Genomic DNA, 23171 nt, shown 5'->3' on the forward strand with positions numbered 1-23171 from the left:
ACGATTTTTACGGGGTGGGTCACAGCGCGGCTCCTGGTTCCGAGACGATCAGTCGTTTGGGGAATTTCAGGATGAAAGTCGAGCCCTTGCCGAGCTCGGACTCCACATCGATGGTTCCCCCCAGGCGACGGACGCTGTTGCGCACGAAGGCCAGGCCCAGTCCCTCGCCCGTCCGATCCTGGCGCCCCGATCGGCGGAACAGCTCGAAGATGCGTTCGTGGTCGCGCGGCGCGATGCCCCGCCCGTTGTCCGCGATCCGATAGACGGTCCAGCCGCCGGGGACCTCCTGGCCGGACACGACGATCTCTCCGGGTCGGTCGTGATCCAGATACTTGACCGCGTTGTCGATCAGGTTGCCGAAGATCTGCTCCATCGACAGCCGGTCGCTTTCCAGCACGGGCAGCGTTTCCACCACGATCCTGGCGCCCGAGGCGTCGGTCTGATGGTGGACGCTGTCTGCGATGTTCTGGGCCATGGCGGTCATGTCCAGCGTCTCGGGCGACAGGTTACGCCGCCCTTCGCGCGACAGCTTGAGGATGGCGTTGATCAGCCGGTCCATCTTCTCGGTCGAGGCGCGGATGAAGCCGATGGCCTCGGGCATGTCCTCGCGCACGGCCATGACCACGTCGGGCTGGACCTCGCGGACCTTCTGGGCCTCGGTGATGGCGTTGTCGATGACCTTGCCCGCCTGCTCCAGCTCGGAGGTGTAGCCCATGACGTTGACCAGCGGCGCGCGCAGGTCGTGGCTGACGATATAGGCGAAGCGCTGGATTTCCTCGTTGGCGCGGATCAGGTCGCCGGTGCGTTCCTCGACCGTCGCCTCCAGCCCCGCGTTCATCTGGTTCAGCTGGTCCCGCGCGCCCTGGATCTCGATCACATAGCGCCGCACCAGCCAGGCGGACAGGCCGGCCAGCACCAGCACCAGCAGGGCCGCCGTCACATTGGCCGCCACGGTGGCCCGCGCCAGCCGCTCCGACGATTCGCTGCGCGCGGCGATGCGGGTGGACTTGAGCTGGTCGAAATCGGCGACGGCGGCCCGCAGGTCGTCCATGACCACCTTGCCCTGCCCCGAACGCACGGCCTGGATGGCCGGCCCGATCCGCCCCTCGCGCGCCATTCGCAGCGTCGAGGCGAGTTCCGCCTGCTTGGTGGTGGCCAGTTCCTCGATGCGACGCACAGAGGGCCAAAGGGACGGGTCGTCCATCGCCGCCCGATGCAGCCGCGCCGTGGCCGGACCCAGAACCTCCTGGGCCTGCCGATAGGGCTGCAGGAACTCGCTTCGTCCGGTCAGCAGGAAGCCGCGCTGCGCGGTCTCGGCGTCAAGGGTGGCGATCAGCACGGTGCGGGCGTCGCGGCGCATGGCCTGGGCCGTCTCGATCTGATCGTTCGTCTGGGCCGTGCGCTGGCTCATGACGAAGGTGACGACGTTGACGGCCAGCAGCAGGGAGAAGGCGACGGCCAGCAACCCCATCACGGATCGCGCCAGCGACGGCGTGCGCAGGAACTCGCCGATGCGGCTCCAGGTCGAACGAACAGAAAGGTCCATGGGAACGGAGCTTTAGCGTGGCCGCACGCCCCGTCAAAGCGATTGTCGTCTCAGACCTGCCCCAGGGTGCGCAGCCGCGCCTTCGGATGGATTTCGTTCTGGCTCATCACCACGGTCTGGCCGCGGAACCGCTCGATGATCGACCGGACGTAGGGACGGGTCTGGGGGCCGGTCAGAAGGACCGCGTTCTCGCCCGACATGGCGATGCGTTCGAAGGTGTCGCGCACCGCGCGGATGAAGTCCTGAAGCCGCGAGGGCGCCATGGCCAGCTGCTTGTCCTCGCCCCCGCCCACCAGGCTTTCGGCGAAGGCGTTCTCCCACTCCGGCGACAGGGTCACGATCGGCACGGCGCCGTCTCCGCCCTGATGCTGCCAGCACAGCTGCCGCGCCAGGCGGGCGCGCACATGCTCCACCAGGGTGGTCACGCTGGTGGTGTGCGGCGCCGCTTCCGCCAGCCCTTCCAGGATCGCCGGCAGGTCGCGGATCGACACCTTCTCGCGCAGCAGCGACTGCAGCACCCGCTGCAGGGTCGTGACCGTCACCACCGTCGGGATCAGTTCCTCGACCAGCTTCTGCTGCTCGGGGCCCAATTCCTTGAGCAGCTTCTGGACCTCGCCGTAGGACAGCAGCTCGGCCATGTTCTCCTTCAGGATCTCCGTCAGGTGGGTGGTCAGCACCGTGGCGGGATCGACGATGGTGTAGCCGCGGAAGGTCGCCTCCTCGCGCAGGCCCTCCTCGATCCAGGTGGCCGGCAGGCCGAAGGCCGGCTCCTTCATGTGCTCGCCGGGCAGTTCGACCTGTCGCCCGGCCGGGTCCATGGCCATCAGGTGGCCCAGCCGCACCTCCCCCGCCCCGGCGTCCATCTCCTTGATGCGGATGGCGTAACCCTGGGTCGGCAGCCGCATGTTGTCCAGGATGCGCACCTGCGGCATGACGAAGCCGTATTCCTGCGCCAGCGACCGACGCAGCGCCTTGATCTGGTCGGTCAGGCGACGCCCCTCCAGGTCGTTGATCAGGGCCAGCAGCGAATAGCCCAGCTCGATCTTGACCTCGTCGATGGTCAGGATGTTGCTGATGGGCTCCTCGACCTCGGGCTGCGGCTTGGCGGCGTCGAGCTCCTCGGCCGTCGGCTGCGGCTTCAGACGCTCGCGGCCCAAGCGCCAGGCCATGAAGCCCGAACCGATGGCCAGGGCCGCGAAGGGGATCAGCGGCATTCCGGGGATCAGGCCGATCAGGCCCGCCGCGCCCGACACCACGCCCAGCGACACCGGATTGGTCGCCAGCTGCGTCACCAGGGCCTTGTCCGCCGTGCCTTCCACGCCCGCCTTGGACACCAGGAAGCCCGCGGCGATCGAGATGATGATGGCCGGAACCTGCGTCACCAGGCCGTCGCCGATGGTCAGCTGCACATAGGTGTTGGCCGCGTCCATCGCCGGCATGCCGTGCTGCAGCGTGCCGATCAGGATGCCGCCGATGGCGTTGATGAAGGTGATGATCAGGCCGGCCACGGCGTCGCCGCGCACGAATTTCGAGGCGCCGTCCATGGCCCCGAAGAAGGTCGATTCCTGTTCCAGCTCCTTGCGGCGCAGCTTGGCCTGATCCTCGGTGATCAGGCCCGAGGACAGGTCGGCGTCGATGGCCATCTGCTTGCCCGGCATGGAATCCAGGGTGAAGCGCGCCGACACCTCGGCGATCCGCGTCGACCCCTTGGTGATGACCACGAAGTTCACCACCAGGATGATGGCGAAGATGATCACGCCGATGATGAAGTTGCCGCCCATCATCAGCTGGCCGAAGGCGTTGATGACCTGTCCGGCGGCCGCGTGACCCTCTTGCCCGTGGGTCAGGATCAGCCGCGTCGAGGCCAGGTTCAGCCCCAGCCGGAACAGCGTCGAGACCAGCAGCACGGTCGGGAAGATGGCGAAGTCCAGCGGGCGCTTCATCATCACCGCCGTCATCAGGATCAGCACGCTGGACACCAGCGAGATCGCCAGCAGCAGGTCCAGCAGCATCTTCGGGACCGGCAGGATCAGCAGCATGATGACGCCGATCACGCCGACCGCCATCAGCACCTCGCCGCGGTTCAGCCAGCCCAGCACGTCGCGTCCCGTGGGGCGCGCCATGCCGTCCTTCATCAGCGGGACGTCAGCCACGGCCCAGCACCTCCAGCGCCCGGCGTCCGGCGTCGGCGATCACCGCGTCGCGCTGGTCGTCCGTCGCCTGGGTCGCGCCGGTCAGATAGACCGCCATCAGCACGGGCGCGCCGCTGACCGGCGTCATCATGCCGATGTCGTTGGCGGTGCCGTTCATGCCCGTGCCGGTCTTGTGCGCCACGGTCCAGCCTTGGGGCGCGGCGGCCTTCAGCCGGTTCGGCCCGGTCGGCGAGGCGACCAGCCAGTCGTGCAGCAGGGCGTCGTGCGCCGGGCTCAGCCGGTCGCTGAACGCCATCAGCCGAATGTTGGCCAGGGTCTGGGCCGGCAGGCAGGTGTCGCGCGGATCGTCGGCGAGGGCGGTGTTCAGCTCGGGCTCCAGTCGCGAGATCAGGGTCGTGGTGTCGCCGAAGCTCGGCCACCACTGACGCCATACGCCGATTCCGCCCATTTCCCGGATCAGGATGTTCGCCGCGGGATTGTCGCTCAGTTCGACCGCCGCCTGCATCAACTGCCGGATGCTCAGGTCGCGGCCGACGGCCGGCCCCGTGGTCGGCGCATGGGGGATCATGTCCGCCCGGGTGACGCGCACGCGGCGTTCCAGGTCTTCCTCGCCGCGCTGGACCCGCTGCAGGGTCGCCGCCGCCAGGAAGGCCTTGAAGGTCGAGCAGAAGGGAAAGCGCTCCTGGGCGCGCCACAGGGCCTGGCGGCCCGAGGCGACGTCCAGCGCGGCCACGCCCAGCCGCCCGCCATGACGGCCTTCCAGGTCCGACAGATGCAGGTCCAGCGGCTGCGCGTCCGCCTGGGGGGTCTCGCGGCGATAGCAGCCGGCCAGCGCCAGCGCGCCCGCGCCGGCCAGCAGGCCTCGACGGTCCGGCGTCCGCGCCATCCTCAGGCGGCGTATCCGGCGCCGGGCGTCCCGCCCGAGACGCCGCTTTGCGGCGCGGGGATGCTGGCGCCCTCGTCGGCGTATTCGTTCAGCTTGTTGCGAAGCGTGCGGATCGAGATGCCCAGGATGTTGGCCGCATGGGTGCGGTTGCCCAGGCAGTGGGTCAGGGTGTCCAGGATCAGCGTCTTCTCCATCGCCGCCACCGTCTGTCCGACGAAGCTGCGGGTCACGGCGTCGGCGGCCTGGGCGGCGCGGGCGGCGGGGCCGGCGTCCAGGGCCGGAGAGGCGACGCCGACGGAGCCGCCGTGCGCACCGGCGTCCAGCGCCAGCGGACGGCCGTCGGGCAGGCGGATGGCCTCCACGTCGATCTCGGCGCCGGTCGCCAGAAGCACCGCGCGGTGCATGGCGTTCTCCAGCTCGCGGACGTTGCCGGGCCAGCGGTGCGCGGTGACCGCCTGGCGGGCGGCGGGCGACAGCGGTCGGGCGGCCACGCCGTTGGCGGCGGCGTATTTCTTGACGAAGTGATCGGCCAGCACGGCGATGTCGCCCGGCCGCTCGCGCAGGGACGGCAGGCGCAGGTTCACGACGTTCAGGCGATACAGCAGGTCCTCGCGGAAGGTCCCTTCCGACACGGCGCGCGCCAGGTCGCGGTTCGAGGTCGCGATGATGCGGATGTCGACCTTGACCGGCTTGGTGCCGCCGACCCGGTCGATGACCCGCTCCTGGATGGCGCGCAGCAGCTTGGCCTGCAGCCGGGCGTCCATCTCGCTGATCTCGTCCAGCAGCAGGGTGCCGCCGTCGGCCTCCTCGAACTTGCCGATGCGGCGGGCCACGGCGCCGGTGAAGGCGCCCTTCTCGTGGCCGAACAGCTCCGATTCCAGCAGGTTGTCCGGAATGGCGGCGCAGTTGACGCTGATGAAGGGCTTGTCCTTGCGGCGCGAATTCTCGTGCAGGTAACGGGCCATCACCTCCTTGCCGACGCCGCTTTCGCCGGTGACCAGAATCGAGGCCTCCGAACGCGCCACCTGGTCGGCCAGCTGGATGACGTGCTTCATCGACGGGTCGGCCGAGATCATCGGCTTCTCGTCGTCGGCCACCGCCGACAGCACCGCGGCGATCAGGTCGGCCTCGGGCGGCAGGGGGATGAACTCCTTGGCCCCGGCCTTGATGGCCGCCGCCGCCTCGCGCGCGTCCGCGTCAATGCCGAAGGCCACCACCGGCACGCTGATCCGCTCGGCCTCGTTCGCTCCGATCAGGCTGGCGATGTCCAGCTTGTAGTCGACCATCAGCAGGTCCGCGCCCTGCCCCCGTCGCAACAGGTCGGTCGCCTGGTCGCATCGCTCGACGTGATTGACCTTGGCGCCGTGCGCCATCGCCATCTTCACCGCCGAGGCCAGTTGCCCGCTCAGTCTGCCAACCACCAGAAGACGCATCGTTCTTCTCCTCTAATCTCTCGCGCGGTCGCCGATCAGGCGCCCGCATCCTCGGTCTTGATGATTTCCGTCATGGTCACGCCCAGGCGGTCGTCGACGACCACCACCTCGCCGCGCGCCACCAGGCGGTTGTTGACGAAGATGTCGATGGCCTCGCCGACCTTGCGATCCAGCTCCAGCACCGAGCCTTTGTTCAACTGCAGCAGCTGCGCCACCGACATGTGCGACTTGCCCAGCACGGCCGAGATGTTGACCGGCACGTCGAAGACGGTGGCCAGGTCGGCGGCGCTCTTCTCGCCATGATCCTCCAACGCCGGCAGGGCGGCGGGATCGGTGAATTCCTCAAGCGACAGATCGTCGGAAGCCATCAGACGTCACTCCTGTCCAGGACGGGATTTTCGGCGTGCCCGGCTTCGGCGGCCAGGGCGGCGGAAAGGGCCTCGCCCACGCGCCGGGCGGCCTCTTCGGGATCGTAGTCGGCGCGGCCGTCGGCCCACTCCAGCTGGAAGGCGGCCGCGGCCAGCCCCGCTTCGTCGCGAAAGGCGACGGCGCCGGTGAAGCCGGAATCGGCGGCGGCCTGGGCGATCATGGCGCGCGCCGTCTCGTCCAGCCCGGCGCCGCGCACCACCAGGCGGGGCGAGGCGTCGACCTCCTGGGCCAGCAGCTCCAGCGCGGCCTTCAGCGGGGCCTGCGGGAAACGGTCCAGGGCCGCGCCGGCGATGGCCCGCGCCGCCTGCAGCGCCAGATCGGCGGACTGCTCGCGGTGGGCCTGGGCCACGCTCTTGAGGGTGGAAAGCGCGGCGCCGGCGGCCTGGGCGATCTGGCTCAGCGCCAGGGCGCGGACGTGTTCGACCTCGGCCAGGGCCTGTTCGCGCGCCTCCAGACGCGCCTGGGCCACCAGGGCGTCCACCTCGGCCGGCAGAAAGCTGCGCTTGACGGGCCGCCATTGCGACGGGCGCACGACCTCGCCGTCGGCGTCGAACTCGGTGTCGAAGGTGAAGGGCTTGGCGTTCATGTCAGTAGATCAGCTCGTCGTCGGCGCCCTGGCCGGCCAGCATGATGTCCCCCTTGGCCGCCAGGTCCTTGGCCACCTGGACCATCGCCGTCTGGGCGGCGTCGACGTCCTTCAGCCGCACCGGGCCCATGGATTCCATGTCCTCGCGCATGATCTTCGACGCGCGTTCGGACATGTTGGAGAAGAACATCTCGCGCAGCCCTTCCGAGGCGCCCTTCAGCGCCAGGCCCAACTGATCCTTCTCCACCGCCCGCAGCAGGGTCTGGACGCCGCCCGGATCCAGCTTGGACAGGTCCTCGAACACGAACATCAGGGCGCGGATGCGCTCGGCCGATTCGCGGTTGCGTTCCTCCAGGGCGCCGATGAACCGCGCCTCGGTCTGGCGGTCGAAGGCGTTGAAGATGTCGGCCATCATCTCGTGGCTGTCGCGCTTGGAGGTGCGCGCCAGGTTGGACATGAACTCGGTGCGCAGCGTCTGTTCGATCTTGTCCAGGATTTCGCGCTGCACCGGCTCCATGCGCAGCATCCGCTGGACGCATTCCAGGGCGAAATCCTCGGGCAGGCTGGTCAGCACCCGCGCGGCGTGGTCCGACCGGACCTTGGACAGGATCACGGCGACCGTCTGGGGATATTCGTTCTTCAGATAGTTGGCGAGGACCGCCTCGTTCACATTGCCCAGCTTGTCCCACATGGTCCGGCCGGCCGGACCGCGGATTTCCTCCATCAGGCCGTCGACGCGGTCCTTGGGCAGGAAGGCGCTGAGCAGCTTCTGGGTCTGTTCGTAGCTGCCCATGACCGAGCCCGAGCCCGACAGGCCCGAGACGAACTCGATCATCAGGGCCTCGACCGCCTCGGCGGTGACGTTGCCCAGGGTGGCCATGGCCTGCGAGATCTCCTTGACCTCGTCGTCGTCCAGCCGCTCCCACAGGGCGGTGTGCTCCTCGCCCAGCGCCAGCAGGATGACGGCGGCCTTCTCCGGCCCCGTCAGCTTGTTGGGGTCCTCGATCGCGGCCTTCTTGGAGACGAGCTTGGGCATCAGCCTTCCGCCACCCAGGTCCGCAGGATGCCGGCCGCCTCATCGGGGTGGCTCTGGACGAAGTCCGCCACCTTCTTGACCGAAGAGGCCTTCACCTGGCCCTCGATGCGGGCGATGTCGATCTTCTGCTCCATCTCGCTGGGCGGCGGCAGCTGGACCAGCTGGGGCTGGCCGTCCGGGCCGATCACCGTGGTCGTCTGAAGCTGCGTCACCGGCACGCCGTCCGCCCCCGCCAGCGCCGGCACGCCCGCCCCGCCGGTCGCCGTCTTCAGCAGCGGGCGCAGCACGAAGAAGATCAGCAGCACGCCGGTGATCAGCAGCACCAGCAGTTCGATCCCGCGCATGATGTCGTTCTTGGAGAAGTCCAGCATCCCGCCGGCGCCGTCCAGGTCGCCCGCCAGGCCGGCGTCGCGGTTGAAGCGAACGTTGACCACCTCGATCTTGTCGCCGCGCGCCTCGTCGATGCCGACGGCGGCGGCGACGAGGGCCTTGATCTGGGCGATCTCCTCGGCGGTGCGCGGGGCATAGGTCGGCTCGCCCTTGCCGTCGGCGGCCGGGGTCAGCTTGCCGTCGACCGCGACCGCCACCGCCAGCTTGCGCACCTCGCCCGGCTCGCGCGTGGTGGTCGTGGTGGTGTTGGAGATTTCGTAGTTGGTGGTCTCGGTGTTCTCGGCGCTGGTCGAACCGAGCGGCGTGGTGTTCGGCGCCGCGCCGCCGGGGATGTTGTTCGTCGCGGTCACCGCGCCGTCCGGCTGGCCCGTGGTGTCGGACGACTGGGAGCCGTTGGTGGAGGTGGAGCGCACCACCTGGCCGTCCGGGTCGAACTTCTGCTCCTGGGTGGTCGAGCGGCTGCGGTCGATGTCGGCGGTGACCTGAACGCGCGCAGCGCCCACGCCGACGACGCCCTCAACGATGTCCTTGATGCGCGCCTGCAGCTGCGCCTCGGTGGCGTTCTTGGCCTCCAGAGCCGAGGCGGTGGTGAACTCGCCGCCGTCGTTGCCGGCGGCCAGGGTGCGGTTGTTCTCGTCGGCGACCGTGACGCGGTCGGGCTTCAGGTTCGGCACCGACGAGGCGACCAGGTTGCGGATGGCGTTGACCTGGTCGCCGGTCAGGTCGCGCCCGCCCAGGCCGACCAGCACGGCGGCCGTCGGCTCGCCCGCGGCGGCGGTGAACATTTCGCGGCGCGGCATGGTGATGTGGACGCGGGCGGCGGTGATGCCGCGCATCGACATGATGGTGCGGGCCAGTTCGCCCTGCAGGGCGCGCTGCTCGTTCAGCTGCTGCTGGAACTCGGTCTGGCCCAGGACCGACTGGTTGTCGAACAGCTCGTAGCCGACCGAGCCCGAGGTCACCAGCCCCTGGCCGGCCAGCATCATCCGCGCCGTGCCGACCTCGTCGCGGTTGACCATGATGGTCGAACCGTCGCCCTTGGACGAATATTTAATGCCCGCCTGGTCCAGGGCGGCGGTGATCTCGCCGGCCTCGCGCAGGTCCAGGTTGGAGTAGAGCAAGGCGTCGGGCGCCTGGCCCATGCGCAGCATGACGGCGACCAGCACCGCCGCCACGCCCGCGGCGACGCCGAGAATGGCCGCCAGGCGACCGATCCCGAACTTCTTCAACGCCTCGGTGAAACCGCCCACGCGTCCCCGCCCCATACTCGCGGAAGACCCGGACGACCCCGCTAGGCAGAAAATGCCGCCCGGATGGTAAACGCCGCGTTAAGAGACGGTTACGCGCCGTCCCTCAACGCGGCCGCACGGCCTCAGGCCGCCTTGCGGCGGTCCTCGCGCGCGCCGGCGATGCGGGCCTCGGCGATGGCGTCGGCGATCTCGTGCGTCGGGCGCGTCTCGGCCGCGGACCGCTCCAGGATTTCCTCGAAGGTCTCGATCAGGCGCGCCAGCTTCATCTCCACCCAGTTCGGGTCGAAGGCGCCGCGCGTCTGGCGGGCGTTCATCTCCGCCGCGACATTGATGATGCCGCCGCCGTTGACGACATAGTCGGGCGCGTACAGCACGCCGCGCTCGAACAGGATGCGGCCGATCTCGGGCGTCGCCAGTTGGTTGTTGGCCGCGCCGACCACCGCCCGGGCGCTGATCTGCTCCAGCGTCTGCGGGTTCAGCGTCGCCCCCAGGGCGCACGGCGCATAGATGTCCGCCTTGACGTCATAGATGGCGTCCGGCGCCACGATCTGGGCCCCCGTGCGCGCGGCGACCTCGGCCAGGACGGCGGCGTTGACGTCGGTCATCACCAGCTTGGCGCCGGCGGCCGCCAGCTTGTCGGCCAGGTATCCGCCGACGTGCCCGACGCCCTGGACGGCGATGGTCAGGCCGGTCAGGTCGTCCTGCCTGAACAGCCGGCGCGCCACCGCCAGGGTCGAGCGATAGACGCCCTCGGCCGTCACCGGGCTGGGGTCGCCCGACGCTTCCGGCCCGTCCTTGAGGCCCAGAACCCGCGTCGTCTCCTTGCGCGCCTCGGCGATGTCGGCGACCGACACGCCCACGTCCTCGGCGGCGTAGTAGATTCCGCCCAGCGTATCGACGGCGCGGCCGAAGGCGCGGAACAGCTCAGGCGTCTTCTGGGTGCGGCTGTCGCCGATGATGACCGACTTGCCGCCGCCCATCTCCAGGTCGGCGATCGCGTTCTTGTAGCTCATGCCCCTGGACAGGCGCAGCACGTCCTCCAGCGCCTCGGCCGCCGAGCCATAGTTCCACATCCGCGTGCCGCCGACGGCCGGACCGCGCGCGGTCGAGTGAACGGCGACGATCGCCTTGAGACCGGTTTTCTCGTCGAAAAAGGCGTGCACGCCCTCATGATTCGCGAAAGACGGAGAATCGAACAGCGTCATGCCCATGATAGGCGCTCCCTGGGTAATATTCTTGTTGCCCGGCAGATAGGCCGCTCGCCTGTAATGGGCAAGCATGACCGTTTCGCGTCAGCGTTTCGCCAGGGCTTCGAGATGCGGCAGAACCGGCCCGGCGCCCGACGGCAGCGGCCCCGCCGGATCGCGCAGGAAGCCGACCACGTCGCGATAGACCGCCTCGGCGTCCAGGTCCCGGTTCAGCAGATGCCACCCGTTCGGATACCAGGCGGTCCGCAGGGTCGCGTCGGCGGGCATATGCTCCAGCGCCCGGCGCATCGGCCCCTTCTCCACGACCTCGTCATGGGCGCCGTACATCAGGATGGCGGGCGTGCGGATCAGGCCGATCCGCCGCGACGAGGCCTCCATCAGGTCGACCAGGCCGTAGATGGTGTCGAACCGCGTGGAGAGCAGGCTCTGGGGGTCGCGCCCGTTGCGGTAGAGCTCCAGCACATTGGACGAGGCCTGGATGCGGTCCGCGATGAAGCGGGGCGGCTCGACGGCCTTGGACCCGGCCATCCGCGCGGCGATGTTCAGGGCGGCGCTGTTCAGCCAGCCTTGCGTGGTCCAGCCCCAGACGCCCGGCGCCAGCAGCACCACCCGGTCCGCGTCGGGCGGCCGATCCGAGCCGAAGGCGGCGGCCGCCACCGATCCGCCCATGCTCTCTCCGACCACGGCGATCAGGGCGTCGGGATGCGCCGCGCGGGCCAGGGCGACGGCCTCGCGCAGGTCGTCGGTCATCCGCGCCTGCCCGGCCCATTCGCCGCGGCCGGGGGCGGCGCCGAACCCGCGCTGGTCATAGGCCCAGGTCTCGATCCCCTGCTCGGCCCACCACGGCCCGGCCAGCCGGAAAGAGGCGGCGTGGTCGTTCATGCCGTGCAGGGCCACGATCACCGCCCAGGGCCGCTCTCGCGGGGTCCAGCGCATCAGCGGCAGGCGCGCGCCGTCGCTCATAACCAGGGCGCGATCCTGAACCGACGGCCCGGCGAATCCGGCGGACGGCGTCAGCGGCGGCTGGATATGCGGCGCGGCGCACGCGGCCAGAGCCAGGACGGTCAGAACCAGGGCGGAGCGCAGGGCGGCGGGGAGAAGCCTCATGCCCCTCAAATGCGCCTTCGCGGTCATGGTTTCTAGAGACGGCCGGCCGCCTCGTGCGCCAGCAGCCACCGCTTGCGCTCCAGACCGCCGGCGTATCCGGTCAGCGTGCCGCTCGCCCCGATCACCCGATGACAGGGCACGATGACGCCGACCGGATTGGCGCCGTTGGCCAGGCCCACGGCCCGCATCGCCTTGGGCGCGCCGATCGCGGCCGCCAGCTGGCCGTAGCTGCGGGTCTCGCCGGCCGGAATGTCGCGCAGCGCCGCCCACACCCGGCGTTGGAAATCGGTGCCGCCGGTCCTGACCTCCACCGCGTCGAAGGCGGCCAGGTCGCCGGCGAAATAGGCCGCCACCGCCGCGCGCACGGGCTCGGGCGCCCGTCCCGGCGTCAGGACGACCTCGCCGTAATGGCGGCGCAGCAGCCGCCGCATCCGGTCCTCGAAGTCGTGAAAGTCCAGCGCGCGCACGGCGCCGTCGGCGTCGGTCACGACCAGCACCTCGCCCACGGGCGATGCGACGCGGTCCAGGGTCAGGGTCAAGGTTTCGGGGGCGTCATGCGGCCTGGGCATTCAGGGTCTCCTTGGCCAGGGTCCAGTACAGCGCGCCATAGGCCCGCCAGGGCCGCCAGCGTTCCGCGCGCGCGCGCAGCATCGGGTCGTCGGTCGTCAGACGGTCGCTGGGCGGGTCGTCGCCCGCGTCGCTCCACTCGCCCGGCGGCCTGCGTCCCGGATGGGCGGCCACCGCCTCGGCCAGGACCGGATCGGTCGACAGGTCGCGGGCGATGGCGACAGGGTCCGCCGCCAGGTCCAGCACCCGCCGCGTCCGCGCCAGGACCCCCGGCAGGGCGCAAAGCGCGTCGATCTCGACCTCGGCGGTCAGCCGCTCCGACGCCCCGGCGTCCGGCCGAACCGAGATCCGGCCGCGCGCGCCATCGACCTGCGGCGCCAGCATGCGGGTCCAGGCGTCGCCCGACACGGTTTCGGGCATGGCCGACCGGGCGGCCAGCGACGCCAGCATGGCCGGCCAGTCATAGGGGGCGCGGTAGCTGAGGCCTAGCCGGATCGTTCCCCCTGCCTCCCCCGTGCGGCGTCGCCGCAGCGCCGACGGCGGGCGTCCGTACAGGCCCTGGAAGGTCTCGTTGAACCGCCGCACGCTGCCGAAGCCCGAGGCCAAGGCGATCTCGGCCATCGACAGGCCGGTCTCGTGGATCAGCTGCTTGGCCAGGAGCACGCGCCGCGTCTGGGCCACGCTGACGGGGGCGGCCCCCAGGTGCTGGCGGAACAGACGGCGCAGCTGCCGTTCTCCCACCCCCAGCCGCGCGGCCAGGGCGTCGACGTCGCCCCCGTCCAGCGCCCCGCCCTCGATCAGGGCCAGGGCGCGGCTGACGGTGTTGGACGATCCCCGCCAGGCCCCGCCGCGCGGCGCTTCGACGCCGCGCCATCCGGCGAAGTCGGGCGCCGTCTCCGGGCGGCAGCGCAGGCAGGCGCGAAAGCCCCCGGCCTCGGCCGCCGCCGCGCTGGGGTGGAAGGTCACGTTCTCGCGCCGGGGCGTGCGCGCCGGGCACACCGGCCGGCAATAGATTCCCGTCGACGTCACGCCGGTGAAGAATCGCCCGTCGAAGCGGGCGTCGCGCGCCACGACGGCGCGCCAGCAGGTCTCGAAATCCAGCGAAGAGTTCATGGGCGGAAGGATGCGCCCGCGCCCCCACGATGTCTCGCGGTTTTCGGACATGGATCGTCAGAACGCCTTGGGCGGCAGGGCGAAGAAGGTCGTGAACCGCTCGGCCAGGTTCCGGTCCCCGGCCAGCCTCAGCACGCCCTCCGCCTCCAGCCCGGCCAGCGGCGCCCCGCCATAGACGGCCCCGGCCAGAACCGGCGGCTGGGTGTCGAACACCACCTCTGCGCCGTCGGCCTGCGCCCGCTCGGCGCTCAGGCCGCCGTCGGCGATGCGAAGGCGAAAGCTCTCGTCGCCGAACCGCAGGCCCACGTCCAACCGGGCGTCGCCGGCCTTGGCCGCGTCGAACATGGTCTCCAGCGACATCACCACAGACACCGGGCTCAGCGGCAGGGTGGGATCGTGCATCGGCGACCGCGCGGCCCAGCGGCCCAGCAGGGCGAAAATGGGCTTCAGCTCCCGCCCCCAGTCCGTCAGCTCATAGACCTGGACCGAGGCCGGCGGCGGCAGCTTGCGGCGACGCACGATGCCCGAGGACTCCAGCCCTTCCAGCCGCTGGGTCAGGACGTTGGCCGACAGGCCGCACAGGTCCTTCTTCAGATCGCCGAACCGCCGGGGCCCGAACATCAGCTCGCGCATGACCAACAGGGCCCAGCGCTCCCCGATCAGGTCCAGCCCGTGCGCCGCCCCGCAGGCGTCGTGATACTTCCGCCCAGGCTTTGCGGTTACTTTTTCTAACTTCATGGTTGACTATCATAATCATCACGCTCACGGTGCGCAAACCTTAGGAGAGGAGAAACGCCGTGCCCAAGATGATCTTCATCAACCTGCCCGTCGCCGACCTGGCCCGTTCGATCGCCTTTTACGAGGCCGTGGGCGCGACGAAGAACGACAAGTTCAGCGACGACACCGCCGCCTGCATGGTGTTGTCGGACGTGATTCACGTGATGCTGCTGACCCACGACAAGTGGAAGGGCTTCACCGACCGCGCCATCCCGGACGCCCACGCCTCGGCCCAGGTGCTGTTGTGCCTGTCGGAGGACAGCCGCGAGGCCGTCGATGCGGTCGTCGGCAAGGCCGCGCAGGCGGGCGGTCAGGCCGATCCGAACGCTGTTCAGGACTATGGGTTCATGTACGGGCGCAGCTACGCCGACCCGGACGGCCACATCTGGGAAACCATGTGGATGGACGCCGCCGCCGTCGCGGCCGGACCGGAAGCCTTCGCCGCCGACCAGCACCAACCGGCCTGAGGCCAGGGACATGACCGACAAGATCGTTCCCTGTCTCTGGTTCGACGGCGATGGCGAGGAGGCAGCGCGCCTCTATGTCTCCCTGCTGCCCGACAGCCGCATCGATTCCGTCAACCGCTCGCCCGTCGATACGCCCTCCGGCCCCGCCGACAGCGTGCTGACGGTCCAGTTCACCCTGGCCGGCCGGCGCTACATGGCCCTGAACGGCGGGCCGAACTTCACCTTCGACGAAGCCGTCTCCTTCATGGTCATGACCGAGGATCAGGCCGAGACCGACCGGCTGTGGGACGCCTTGACCGCGAACGGCGGCCAGGAAAACGTCTGCGGCTGGCTGAAGGACCGCTGGGGCCTGTCCTGGCAGATCACCCCGCGCCGGCTGATGGACCTGACCACCGACCCGAACCGCGCGCGCGCCGAGGCCGCCATGCGGGCCATGATGACCATGCGCAAGATCGACATCGCGGCGCTGGACCGCGCCGTCGCCGACCTTTGACCCCCAAGCCAAGGAGAACGTCATGACCTACGTCAGCGGCTTCGTCACCCCCGTCAAGATCAGCGACAGGGAACGCTACATCGCCAGCGCCAGGGCCGCCTCGCCCCTGTTCAAGGAATACGGCGTCCTGTCCCATGTGGAGGCCTGGGGCGACAACCTGCCCGCCGGCAAGCTCACCGACTTCAGGATGGCGGTGAAGGCCGAGGAGGGCGAGACCGTCGTCTTCTCCTGGGTCGTCTGGCCGGACAAGGCCACGGCCGACGCCTTCGAGGCGAAGATGATGGACGACCCGCGCTTCCAAGAGCTGGACATGCCCTTCGACGGCAAGCGCATGATCTACGGCGGCTTCGAAACGGTTTTCGAAGCCTGATCCGCATCAAGCGGCGGCGACCGCCAGGGCTGGCGTCGGTCGGGGAATCGTCAGGAAGCGGCTCGGCGCCGGCGTCCGGGTCTCCGCCGGCTCGGCCAGCGCCTGGGTCAGGGCCTGGGCCTGGACGATCACCGGATGGGGCGCCAGCACCTCGGGCGTGGCCAAAAGGTCGTCGCCGACCGCCCGCGCCGTCACCGCCGACAGCCAGAAGGCCCCCGCCAGCCCCAGGGCCGGCGGCGCGGCCCACAGCAGGGCGGCCGGGTTCAGCGCCAGGCACAGCCCCGCCAGCCCCAGGCCGAAGGCGAACTCGGCCCGGTGGGCGGCGAAGGCCTCGCTCCAGGACAGGCCGTCCAGGTCGCGCCGCTGCGGCGCCCAGCCCGAATCCCGGCCCGAGAGCACCGACACGACCGCCCGCGTCTGGGCGAACTGGGCCGCCGGCGCCAGCAGGGTCGACAGCGCCGTCTCGATCAGGATGTTCCTGACCGCCGCGTCCGCCCCGCCGAACCGGTCCAGCTCTCCGCGCGCCGTCGCCGCGACCAGGGCCATGAACTTGGGCAGGATCAGGAAGGCCGCCGACACCGCCATGACGCCCAGCAGGGCGCCGGCCGCCGACGGCGAGCCCGCGCCGATCCGCGCGCCCGCCAGCTCGTCCGGGAACACCATCAGCCCGACGCTCAGCGCCAGCAGCGCGATCCACATCGGCGCGGCCAGATAGGTCGAGAAGCCCCGCACCAAGTGGAACCGGCTGACGGGGTTCAACCCGCGCGCCGTCACCACGCCCAGGTGCTGCAGATTGCCCTGGCACCAGCGGCGGTCCCGCACGATCTGGTCGATCAGGCTGGGCGGCCCCTCTTCCCACGATCCGCCCAGGTCCGGCTCCAGCCGCACCCGCCACCCCGCGCGTCGCATCAGGGCGGCCTCGACGAAGTCGTGGCTCAGGATATGGCCGCCAAAGGGCTTTCGCCCCTTCAGGTGCGGCAGGCCGGCGCGTTCGGCGAAGGCGCGGACGCGGATGATGGCGTTATGGCCCCAATAGTTGCCTTCCGTGCCGCACCACCAGGCCATGCCGCGCGCGAACATCGGCCCGTACAGGCGGCTGGCGAACTGCTCCAGCCGCGCGAACAGGGTGCTGGCCCCGATCACGGCCGGGACCGTCTGGATCAGGCCCGCGCGCGGATCGGCCTGCATCAGGCCCGACAGACGGCCCAGCACGGCGCCGGTCATCAGGCTGTCGGCGTCCAGGACCACCATGTGCTCATAGGCGCCGCCCCAGGTCCGGACCCAGTCGGCGATATTGCCCGCCTTGCGGTCGATGTTCTCGGCGCGGCGGCGATAGAAGACCCGCACGCCGCCGCCCAGGGCCTCGCGCAGCCGGCGGAACGCCGCCTGCTCGGCCACGGCGATCATGGGCGCGCGCGTGTCGCTGAGGATGAACAGGTCGAAGCGGTCGGCCAGGCCCTCGGCCTCGACGTCGCGCATCATCGCCTCCAGCCGCGCGAAGACCGGGCCGGGCGCCTCGTTATAGACCGGGGCCAGGATCGCCGTGCGCGCCGTCAGCGGCTGGGTCGTCCCCTCGTCCCGGCGCGGCGCCAGGCTGACCGCGAATCCGGCGAAGGCCGAGGCGAAGGCGAAGGCGGTCCAGGCGAACAGGCTGGCGAACAGCACCAGATGCACCACCTCGGCGCCCGTCAGGAAATCGGCGCTGAAGGCGTCATGAAGCACCACCACCGCCAGCACGGTCGTCAGCACGGTGAAGGCGATCAGCGCCGCCCGCCGCGCCCACGGCTGCCCCATCGTCCGGCCGAAATCGCGCACGGGCGGCTGGTCCAGCGCCTGCACCGGCATCGCCAGCGGCGCGGCCGCGGGCAGATCGGAAAGAGGGTTGCGGGCGTCCGGCGCGGACACGTCCGCCTCCCGGAGCGCCGCCGAAACGGACGCCATGGTCGATCCTGATTGTCTGTGGAGCGGGGAGGCTCGACCCACGGAACGACCGAACACCGTTCAGGTTGCGCGTTCCGCGAAAATCTGAGCCGTCCACGTCTCGGTGAGACGCCGCCCGTTCCGCGTTCGAAGCCAGGCTTTCACGTCCGCCGGTTCATCCGATGACGGCGCCACGTCGAAAATGAGGCGCCAGGTGCGCTCAAAGCCGGTCTCGGTCGGATCGGCGGCGACCAGTTCGATGTTGGACACGGCGCCGCGCACCGCGCTCACGGCCGCCCGCGCGTCCTCGGGCCGCAGCCGCGCCAGGTCGGCCCCGCGAAACTCCACCGCCATGCGCCGCCCCTCTCCAGGCGGGGCGCCGGGCCGTCCCGCCCGGCCGGATCGCGTCGCCGTCACCCGGGCCAGGGTCTCCAGGCCCGGCGCATCCCCGTCCCACGTCAACCGATAGCGCAGGGTGCGCGTCTGGCCCGCCGCCGGTCTCGCGGCGGGCGTCCAGAAGGCCACGATGTTGTCCAGCGTCTCGCTACGCGTCGGAACCTCGACCAGCCGCACGCTCCCCCGGCCCCAGCCGCCGACCGGCTCGACCCACAGGCTGGGCCGCCGGTCGTAATACGCCTGGCTGTCCTGATAGCTGTCGTAGTCCCGGTCGCGCTGGATCAGGCCGAAGCCGCGCGGATTCTCGTCGGCGAAGGCGCTGGTGACGACCCGCGGCGGATTGGACAGCGGCCGCCAGATGCGCTCCCCCGCCCCCGTCCAGATCGCCAGCCCGTCCGAGTCGTGGATCTCGGGCCGCCAGTCCTCGCGCGGGCCCGACGTGTTCTCGCCGTACCAGAACATGCTCGTCAGGGGCGCGAACCCCGGCTGGGCGTAGCCGCGCCGGAAGACCAGCATGGCCTCGACCTCCTGCACCAGGCCGTCCCCCGCCCGATCGTTGACGAAACGGTAGGCGCCGACGACGCCCGCCCCCTCCATCAGGGCGTGGATCACCAACCGCCCGCTGGCGTCCGGCCCCAGCCAGAAGCGGGTGAAGTCGGGAAACTCCTCCGGTCCCTCGGCGTAGGTGTCCAGCGCCAGCCCCCGCGCCGACAGGCCGTACTGCCCGAACGGCCCCGGCGAGCGGAAGTAGGAGGCGCCCAGGAACGACAGCCATTCGGCCCGGCCCGGCCCGGCCACGGCCCGGAAGCCCGCGAAGCCGACGTCGTCCGGCAGGGCCCTGAACGGACTGTCCTCGGGCACGATGAAATAGGCGGGATCATAGGTCAGCCGACGGCTGCGGCCGCCCTCGACCAGATTGATCTCCACCGCCCGTCGCGCCAGCACGCCCAGCGACATGAATTGCAGGCCCCAGTCGGCGCCTTGGTCGGCGCCCATCGTCACCGTCCGCTCGGGATCGAAGACGACGCGGAACCCCTCGTCATAGGTGATGGCGTCCAGGTCGCCCGCCGCCTCGGGCCGGGGCGCATGAGGGCGCGCGGCCAGGTCGCGGGCCAGGGCCTTCACGGTTTCGAAGCTGAAGGCCTCGCCCTCCTGGGCCAGGGCCAGGCCCGGCGGCAGGGCGAAGGCGGCGCCCAGGCCGGCAAGGCCCTGAAGCACGGCGCGACGGCGGGGAATCATGCGCGACCTCGTCATGAACGCCCCCGCCCGACAGACTAGAAAGCCGAGCGACCGCTCGGGTTCAACCCTCATCTCGCATTTGCGAAGGACGCGATGTCGCGCCGGCCTCAGCGGCAGAAGCGGGTGTCGGTCGCTTCCAGGTGCAGATGGTCGTGGTGGACGGCGTTGTAGTCGGGGCTCAGCGTCGTGCCGAACACGCGGCAGGCGTCGTCGCGGATGCGGCGCAGGAAGCGCGCCTCGGCCCCGTCGCCGTTCCAGTCGCGCGCCACGCTGATCCGGCGTCCGTCGCGCAGGCGCACACCGGCGAAGTCCAGGGCCGCCGCCTGGGCGTGGGCGCTGATCCGGTTCGAGCCCACGCCGTTATTCACGTTGCGGCAGGCGTAGGCGCCCATGTGGTCGATCTGGACCACGTCCGAGCCCAGGATCTCGCGCGCCGCCGGCTCCAGCGACTGCCGCCGCCAGACGCTCAGCGCCAGCGCCGTCTGGCAGGTCATCTCCACCTCGCCGGGCGCCATGCGCGCCACCGTGCCCATGTCGGCGCCCAGCACGCCGCCCTGGCTCAGGCCGCAGGCGGCGGTGTTCTGGCGATCCGGCACGGGGCTGAAGCGCACCCGCGCCGCCGTCAGCTGGGCCATGCACTGGCCCAGGTCCGCGCCCGCGCGCTTGACCGCCCCTTGCGTGCCCCCGTCGATCGGCCGGTCGATCAGCGCGCCCACCAGCGGCGCGGGCGTCTGCGAATAGGGATAGGCCGGGGGCCGCAGCGGCTCCGGCGGGCGCCGCACGCACCCCGCCATCGTCAGCGCCGCCGCCAGCCCCAGGATCAGGGCGGTCTGCGCCAGGCGAAAGGCGGGCGGGCGGGGTGCGAAGGCGCGCTCGGTCATGGCCCCAGCCTAACCGATTCCGGGCTCGTCCGACGATGGCGCGAAACGGATCGGGCCCGGATAGTCCAGGTCCATGCTGTATGGATCCTTTTGCGCGGAATTCTGGTCCCGCTCCGCGCTGAGGCGAAGATGCTGATCGACCATCATCGCCAGGGGCGTGATCGGCTCCGGCAGGGGCCGCAACCGCCCCTCCCCGTCGAAATAGCGCCGCGCCCAGCCGCAGTCGACCGCATGGGCGAAATAGCAGGCCGTCGCCTCCGGCCCCAGGTGCCGTGCGCGCCAGTGGTACATGAAGGCGGAATACCGCGCCGCCTCGCCCATCGGCTGGTCCATCAGCATCGCCCAGGCCAGCTTCGTCGCCTGGTCGATGATATCGGCGTCGCGCTCGGCCATGTATCGCGCGATCGCCTCTTCCTCCGACGGTTGGTCCGCGGCGGCGGCGGCGGCCTCTCCGGCGCGCTCCGCCAGCTTGGCCAGGGCCTCGGCCGAGCGGATCAGCGTCTGGGCCTCCGCGCCACGTCCTTGCGCCAACAGGCTGCTGGCGCGCTGCATCGCCGTTTCCACGGCCGTCTGCGGATCGACCGGCGGCCCCTGCGGGACCGGCGGCGGCGCCGTCTCGCGCGCCGGCTCCAGTTCGCCATCCAGCTTTTGCGCGATGTCCTTTCGGGTCCAGCCCTCCAGCCGCGCCTTCTTCCTCAGATTGGACAGGCCGACGTCGAACCGGCGCGCGATCGACGGCCCGCTCTCCCCGCCCTCATAGGCCGCGCGCACCCGCGCCCAGACCTCCGGCCCCCGATATTTCTTCAGGCGATAGTGTTCCATGACGACGGCGTAGCCGCCCGCGTCGTCGAAATCGGACGTAGGCGTCGTTGCGTCGTCCAAGTGGTGCCCGCGCCGTCGTCCAATTCTCTCATGCCGAAAGCGAAGGGGCGGCCCCGTCGGAGCCGCCCCTGCCTTGTCTCAGCTGTCCAGGAAGGACCGCAGCTTGCGGCTCCGGCTGGGGTGCTTCAGCTTGCGCAGCGCCTTGGCCTCGATCTGGCGGATGCGTTCGCGGGTCACGCTGAACTGCTGGCCGACCTCTTCCAGCGTGTGATCGGTGTTCATGCCGATGCCGAAGCGCATCCGCAGCACCCGCTCCTCGCGCGGCGTCAGCGACGCCAGCACGCGGGTCGTGGTCTCGCGCAGGTTGGACTGGATGGCGGCGTCGATCGGCAGGACGGCGTTCTTGTCCTCGATGAAGTCGCCCAGGTGCGAATCCTCCTCGTCCCCGATGGGGGTTTCCAGGCTGATCGGCTCCTTGGCGATCTTCAGGACCTTGCGCACCTTCTCCAGCGGCATGGCCAGCTTTTCGGCCAGTTCCTCCGGCGTCGGCTCGCGGCCGATCTCGTGCAGCATCTGGCGGCTGGTGCGGACGATCTTGTTGATCGTCTCGATCATGTGCACCGGAATGCGGATGGTCCGCGCCTGGTCGGCGATCGAGCGGGTGATCGCCTGACGGATCCACCAAGTGGCGTAGGTCGAGAACTTGTAGCCGCGGCGGTACTCGAACTTGTCGACCGCCTTCATCAGGCCGATGTTGCCCTCCTGGATCAGGTCCAGGAACTGCAGGCCGCGGTTGGTGTATTTCTTGGCGATGGAGATCACCAGGCGCAGGTTGGCCTCGACCATCTCCTTCTTGGCCTGGCGCGCCTCGCGTTCGCCCTTCTGCACCGTCTGGACGATGCGGCGATAGTCGTCGATCGGCAGGCCGGCTTCCAGCGCCACGGCGGCGACGTCGGTGCGAATGGTCGCGATCTGGCTGGCCTCGTTCTCGCTGAACTTGGTCCAGCGCACGCCCATGTCCTTGACGTTCTCGGTCCAGTTGGGGTCCAGCTCGGCGCCGAAATAGGCCTTCAGGAACTCGGGCCGCGAGATGCCGTAGCTGTCGGCCAGGCGCAGCAGCCGGCCTTCCAGGCCGATCAGCCGCTTGTTGATCGCATACAGCTGCTCGACCAGCGCCTCGATGCGGTTGTTGTTCAGCTTCATCGTCTTCAGACGGTCGGAAATGGCCGTCGTCAGCGCCTCGTAGGTCTTCTGGTCCTTGGCGCTCAGGGTCTCGCCCTTCAGCCGCGCCTGCACCAGCTTGTCCTGCAGCCCGCGGAACTCGCCGAAGTCGGCGGCGATGGCGTTCAGCACCTCCATCACCCCATCCCTCAGCTCCGCCTCCAGCGCCGAGATCGACATGCCGCCGCCGTCGTCGAAGTCGTCCTCGTCCTCGTCGTCCGACTCCGGCTTGTCTTCCGCCGATTTTTCCTCGGGCTCGTCTTCCTCTTCGCCCTCGGGCTGGGCGGCGCCCGGCAGGGACGAGGGGTTCAGCACGCCGTAGGTGGCGTCCAGGTCGATGACCTCGCGCAGCAGGATGCGGTTGTTCTCGAGCTCGTCGCGCCAGACCATGATGGCCTCGAACGTCAGGGCGCTTTCGCACAGACCCGAGATCATGGCGTCGCGACCGGCTTCGATGCGCTTGGCGATGGCGATCTCGCCCTCGCGGCTCAGCAGTTCGACCGAGCCCATCTCGCGCAGATACATCCGCACCGGGTCGTCGGTGCGATCATAGGCGGCCTTGGCGGGCGTCTCGGCGACGGCGGTTCCGGCGGCGGCGGCGACGTCGGTGGACTGCTGCTCCTGCGCGTCCTCCTCGGCCTCCACCACGTTCACGCCCATTTCGGACAGCATCGCCAGCGTGTCCTCGATGGCGTCGGGCGTCACTTCTTCCGAGGGCAGAACCTTGTTCAGCTCCTCCATCGTCACATAGCCGCGGGCCTTGGCCTGCTTGATGAACTTCTTGACGCCGGCGTCCGTCAGATCGAGCAGGGGCCCGTCGGTCGAGACTTCGGCTTCCTGCGTTTCGGTCTGTGCGCTCATATTCAGTCTGTCTCCGGTCG

Annotated in this window: 21 protein-coding genes; 3 read left to right on the plus strand and 18 right to left on the minus strand. The window is 70.1% G+C overall.

The window, feature by feature from the left end:
- Positions 1-19: 19 nt before the first annotated feature.
- The 13 genes from M8231_RS10280 to M8231_RS10340 all read right to left on the minus strand — a co-directional run bounded on the left by M8231_RS10280 (position 20) and on the right by M8231_RS10340 (position 14442).
- A complete protein-coding gene (locus tag M8231_RS10280) occupies positions 20-1546 on the minus strand; it encodes a sensor histidine kinase (protein WP_249750052.1) in 1527 nt (508 codons plus the stop codon).
- 50 nt (positions 1547-1596) lie between these two features.
- Positions 1597-3681: a flagellar biosynthesis protein FlhA gene (gene flhA, locus M8231_RS10285; protein WP_250202606.1), complete on the minus strand. Its 2085-nt coding sequence runs from the start codon at positions 3679-3681 to the stop codon at positions 1597-1599.
- A 10-nt stretch (positions 3682-3691) separates the two neighbouring features.
- Positions 3692-4585 (minus strand): class A beta-lactamase, encoded by an 894-nt coding sequence (gene bla, locus M8231_RS10290; protein WP_250201418.1) that lies wholly within the window; start codon positions 4583-4585, stop codon positions 3692-3694.
- 2 nt (positions 4586-4587) lie between these two features.
- Positions 4588-6018: a sigma-54-dependent transcriptional regulator FlbD gene (flbD, locus tag M8231_RS10295; RefSeq protein ID WP_249750050.1), complete on the minus strand. Its 1431-nt coding sequence runs from the start codon at positions 6016-6018 to the stop codon at positions 4588-4590.
- Positions 6019-6053: 35 nt separating this feature from the next.
- Positions 6054-6386 carry a flagellar motor switch protein FliN gene (fliN, locus tag M8231_RS10300; protein WP_250201419.1) on the minus strand — a complete coding sequence of 111 codons (333 nt, stop codon included), beginning with the start codon at positions 6384-6386 and terminating at the stop codon, positions 6054-6056.
- Positions 6386-7033, minus strand: a complete 648-nt coding sequence (locus tag M8231_RS10305; RefSeq protein ID WP_249750049.1) for a FliH/SctL family protein — start codon at positions 7031-7033, stop codon at positions 6386-6388. The genes fliN and M8231_RS10305 overlap by 1 nt, the downstream gene beginning before the upstream one ends.
- 1 nt (position 7034) lies before the next feature.
- The gene (gene fliG, locus M8231_RS10310) at positions 7035-8069 is read right to left on the minus strand and encodes a flagellar motor switch protein FliG (protein ID WP_249750048.1); all 1035 of its coding nucleotides are present in this window, start codon (positions 8067-8069) and stop codon (positions 7035-7037) included.
- On the minus strand, positions 8069-9709 hold the full coding sequence (gene fliF / locus M8231_RS10315; protein ID WP_250201420.1) for a flagellar basal-body MS-ring/collar protein FliF: 1641 nt from the start codon (positions 9707-9709) through the stop codon (positions 8069-8071). Before fliF ends, fliG begins: the two co-directional genes overlap by 1 nt.
- 122 nt (positions 9710-9831) lie before the next feature.
- Positions 9832-10914 carry a Glu/Leu/Phe/Val family dehydrogenase gene (locus M8231_RS10320; protein ID WP_250202607.1) on the minus strand — a complete coding sequence of 361 codons (1083 nt, stop codon included), beginning with the start codon at positions 10912-10914 and terminating at the stop codon, positions 9832-9834.
- A gap of 87 nt (positions 10915-11001) precedes the next feature.
- Positions 11002-12024 (minus strand): alpha/beta fold hydrolase, encoded by a 1023-nt coding sequence (locus M8231_RS10325; RefSeq protein ID WP_249750046.1) that lies wholly within the window; start codon positions 12022-12024, stop codon positions 11002-11004.
- 32 nt (positions 12025-12056) lie between these two features.
- Positions 12057-12593 (minus strand): methylated-DNA--[protein]-cysteine S-methyltransferase, encoded by a 537-nt coding sequence (locus M8231_RS10330; protein ID WP_249750045.1) that lies wholly within the window; start codon positions 12591-12593, stop codon positions 12057-12059.
- Positions 12577-13704, minus strand: a complete 1128-nt coding sequence (locus M8231_RS10335; RefSeq protein WP_250201421.1) for a bifunctional transcriptional activator/DNA repair enzyme AdaA — start codon at positions 13702-13704, stop codon at positions 12577-12579. Before M8231_RS10335 ends, M8231_RS10330 begins: the two co-directional genes overlap by 17 nt.
- 57 nt (positions 13705-13761) lie before the next feature.
- A complete protein-coding gene (locus M8231_RS10340) occupies positions 13762-14442 on the minus strand; it encodes a winged helix-turn-helix transcriptional regulator (RefSeq protein WP_249750042.1) in 681 nt (226 codons plus the stop codon).
- 68 nt (positions 14443-14510) lie between these two features.
- Here M8231_RS10340 and M8231_RS10345 point away from each other — a divergent pair, with 68 nt between their 5' ends.
- Genes M8231_RS10345 through M8231_RS10355 form a run of 3 tightly spaced genes read left to right on the plus strand, consistent with a single transcriptional unit; the run spans position 14511 to position 15811 of the window.
- Positions 14511-14948, plus strand: a complete 438-nt coding sequence (locus M8231_RS10345; RefSeq protein ID WP_249751968.1) for a VOC family protein — start codon at positions 14511-14513, stop codon at positions 14946-14948.
- A 10-nt stretch (positions 14949-14958) separates the two neighbouring features.
- A complete protein-coding gene (locus M8231_RS10350) occupies positions 14959-15441 on the plus strand; it encodes a VOC family protein (protein WP_249750041.1) in 483 nt (160 codons plus the stop codon).
- A gap of 22 nt (positions 15442-15463) precedes the next feature.
- Complete coding sequence (locus M8231_RS10355) at positions 15464-15811, plus strand: DUF1428 domain-containing protein (RefSeq protein WP_249750040.1); 348 nt, start codon at positions 15464-15466, stop codon at positions 15809-15811.
- A gap of 6 nt (positions 15812-15817) precedes the next feature.
- Here M8231_RS10355 and mdoH read toward each other — a convergent pair whose 3' ends face one another.
- The 5 genes from mdoH to rpoD all read right to left on the minus strand — a co-directional run bounded on the left by mdoH (position 15818) and on the right by rpoD (position 23151).
- Positions 15818-17752, minus strand: coding sequence for a glucans biosynthesis glucosyltransferase MdoH (gene mdoH, locus M8231_RS10360; protein WP_250201422.1), 1935 nt, complete (start codon positions 17750-17752; stop codon positions 15818-15820).
- 60 nt (positions 17753-17812) lie between these two features.
- Positions 17813-19366 carry an OpgD/OpgG family glucan biosynthesis protein gene (locus M8231_RS10365; RefSeq protein ID WP_250201423.1) on the minus strand — a complete coding sequence of 518 codons (1554 nt, stop codon included), beginning with the start codon at positions 19364-19366 and terminating at the stop codon, positions 17813-17815.
- 107 nt (positions 19367-19473) lie between these two features.
- Positions 19474-20247, minus strand: a complete 774-nt coding sequence (locus tag M8231_RS10370) for an extensin family protein (RefSeq protein ID WP_249750037.1) — start codon at positions 20245-20247, stop codon at positions 19474-19476.
- Positions 20248-20256: 9 nt separating this feature from the next.
- Positions 20257-21129, minus strand: coding sequence for a hypothetical protein (locus M8231_RS10375; RefSeq protein ID WP_250201424.1), 873 nt, complete (start codon positions 21127-21129; stop codon positions 20257-20259).
- A gap of 78 nt (positions 21130-21207) precedes the next feature.
- Positions 21208-23151, minus strand: coding sequence for an RNA polymerase sigma factor RpoD (gene rpoD, locus M8231_RS10380; protein WP_249750035.1), 1944 nt, complete (start codon positions 23149-23151; stop codon positions 21208-21210).
- Positions 23152-23171: the final 20 nt, after the last annotated feature.

The organism is Brevundimonas albigilva (genome assembly GCF_023573565.1).
GTDB classification, from domain to species: Bacteria; Pseudomonadota; Alphaproteobacteria; order Caulobacterales; family Caulobacteraceae; genus Brevundimonas; species Brevundimonas albigilva.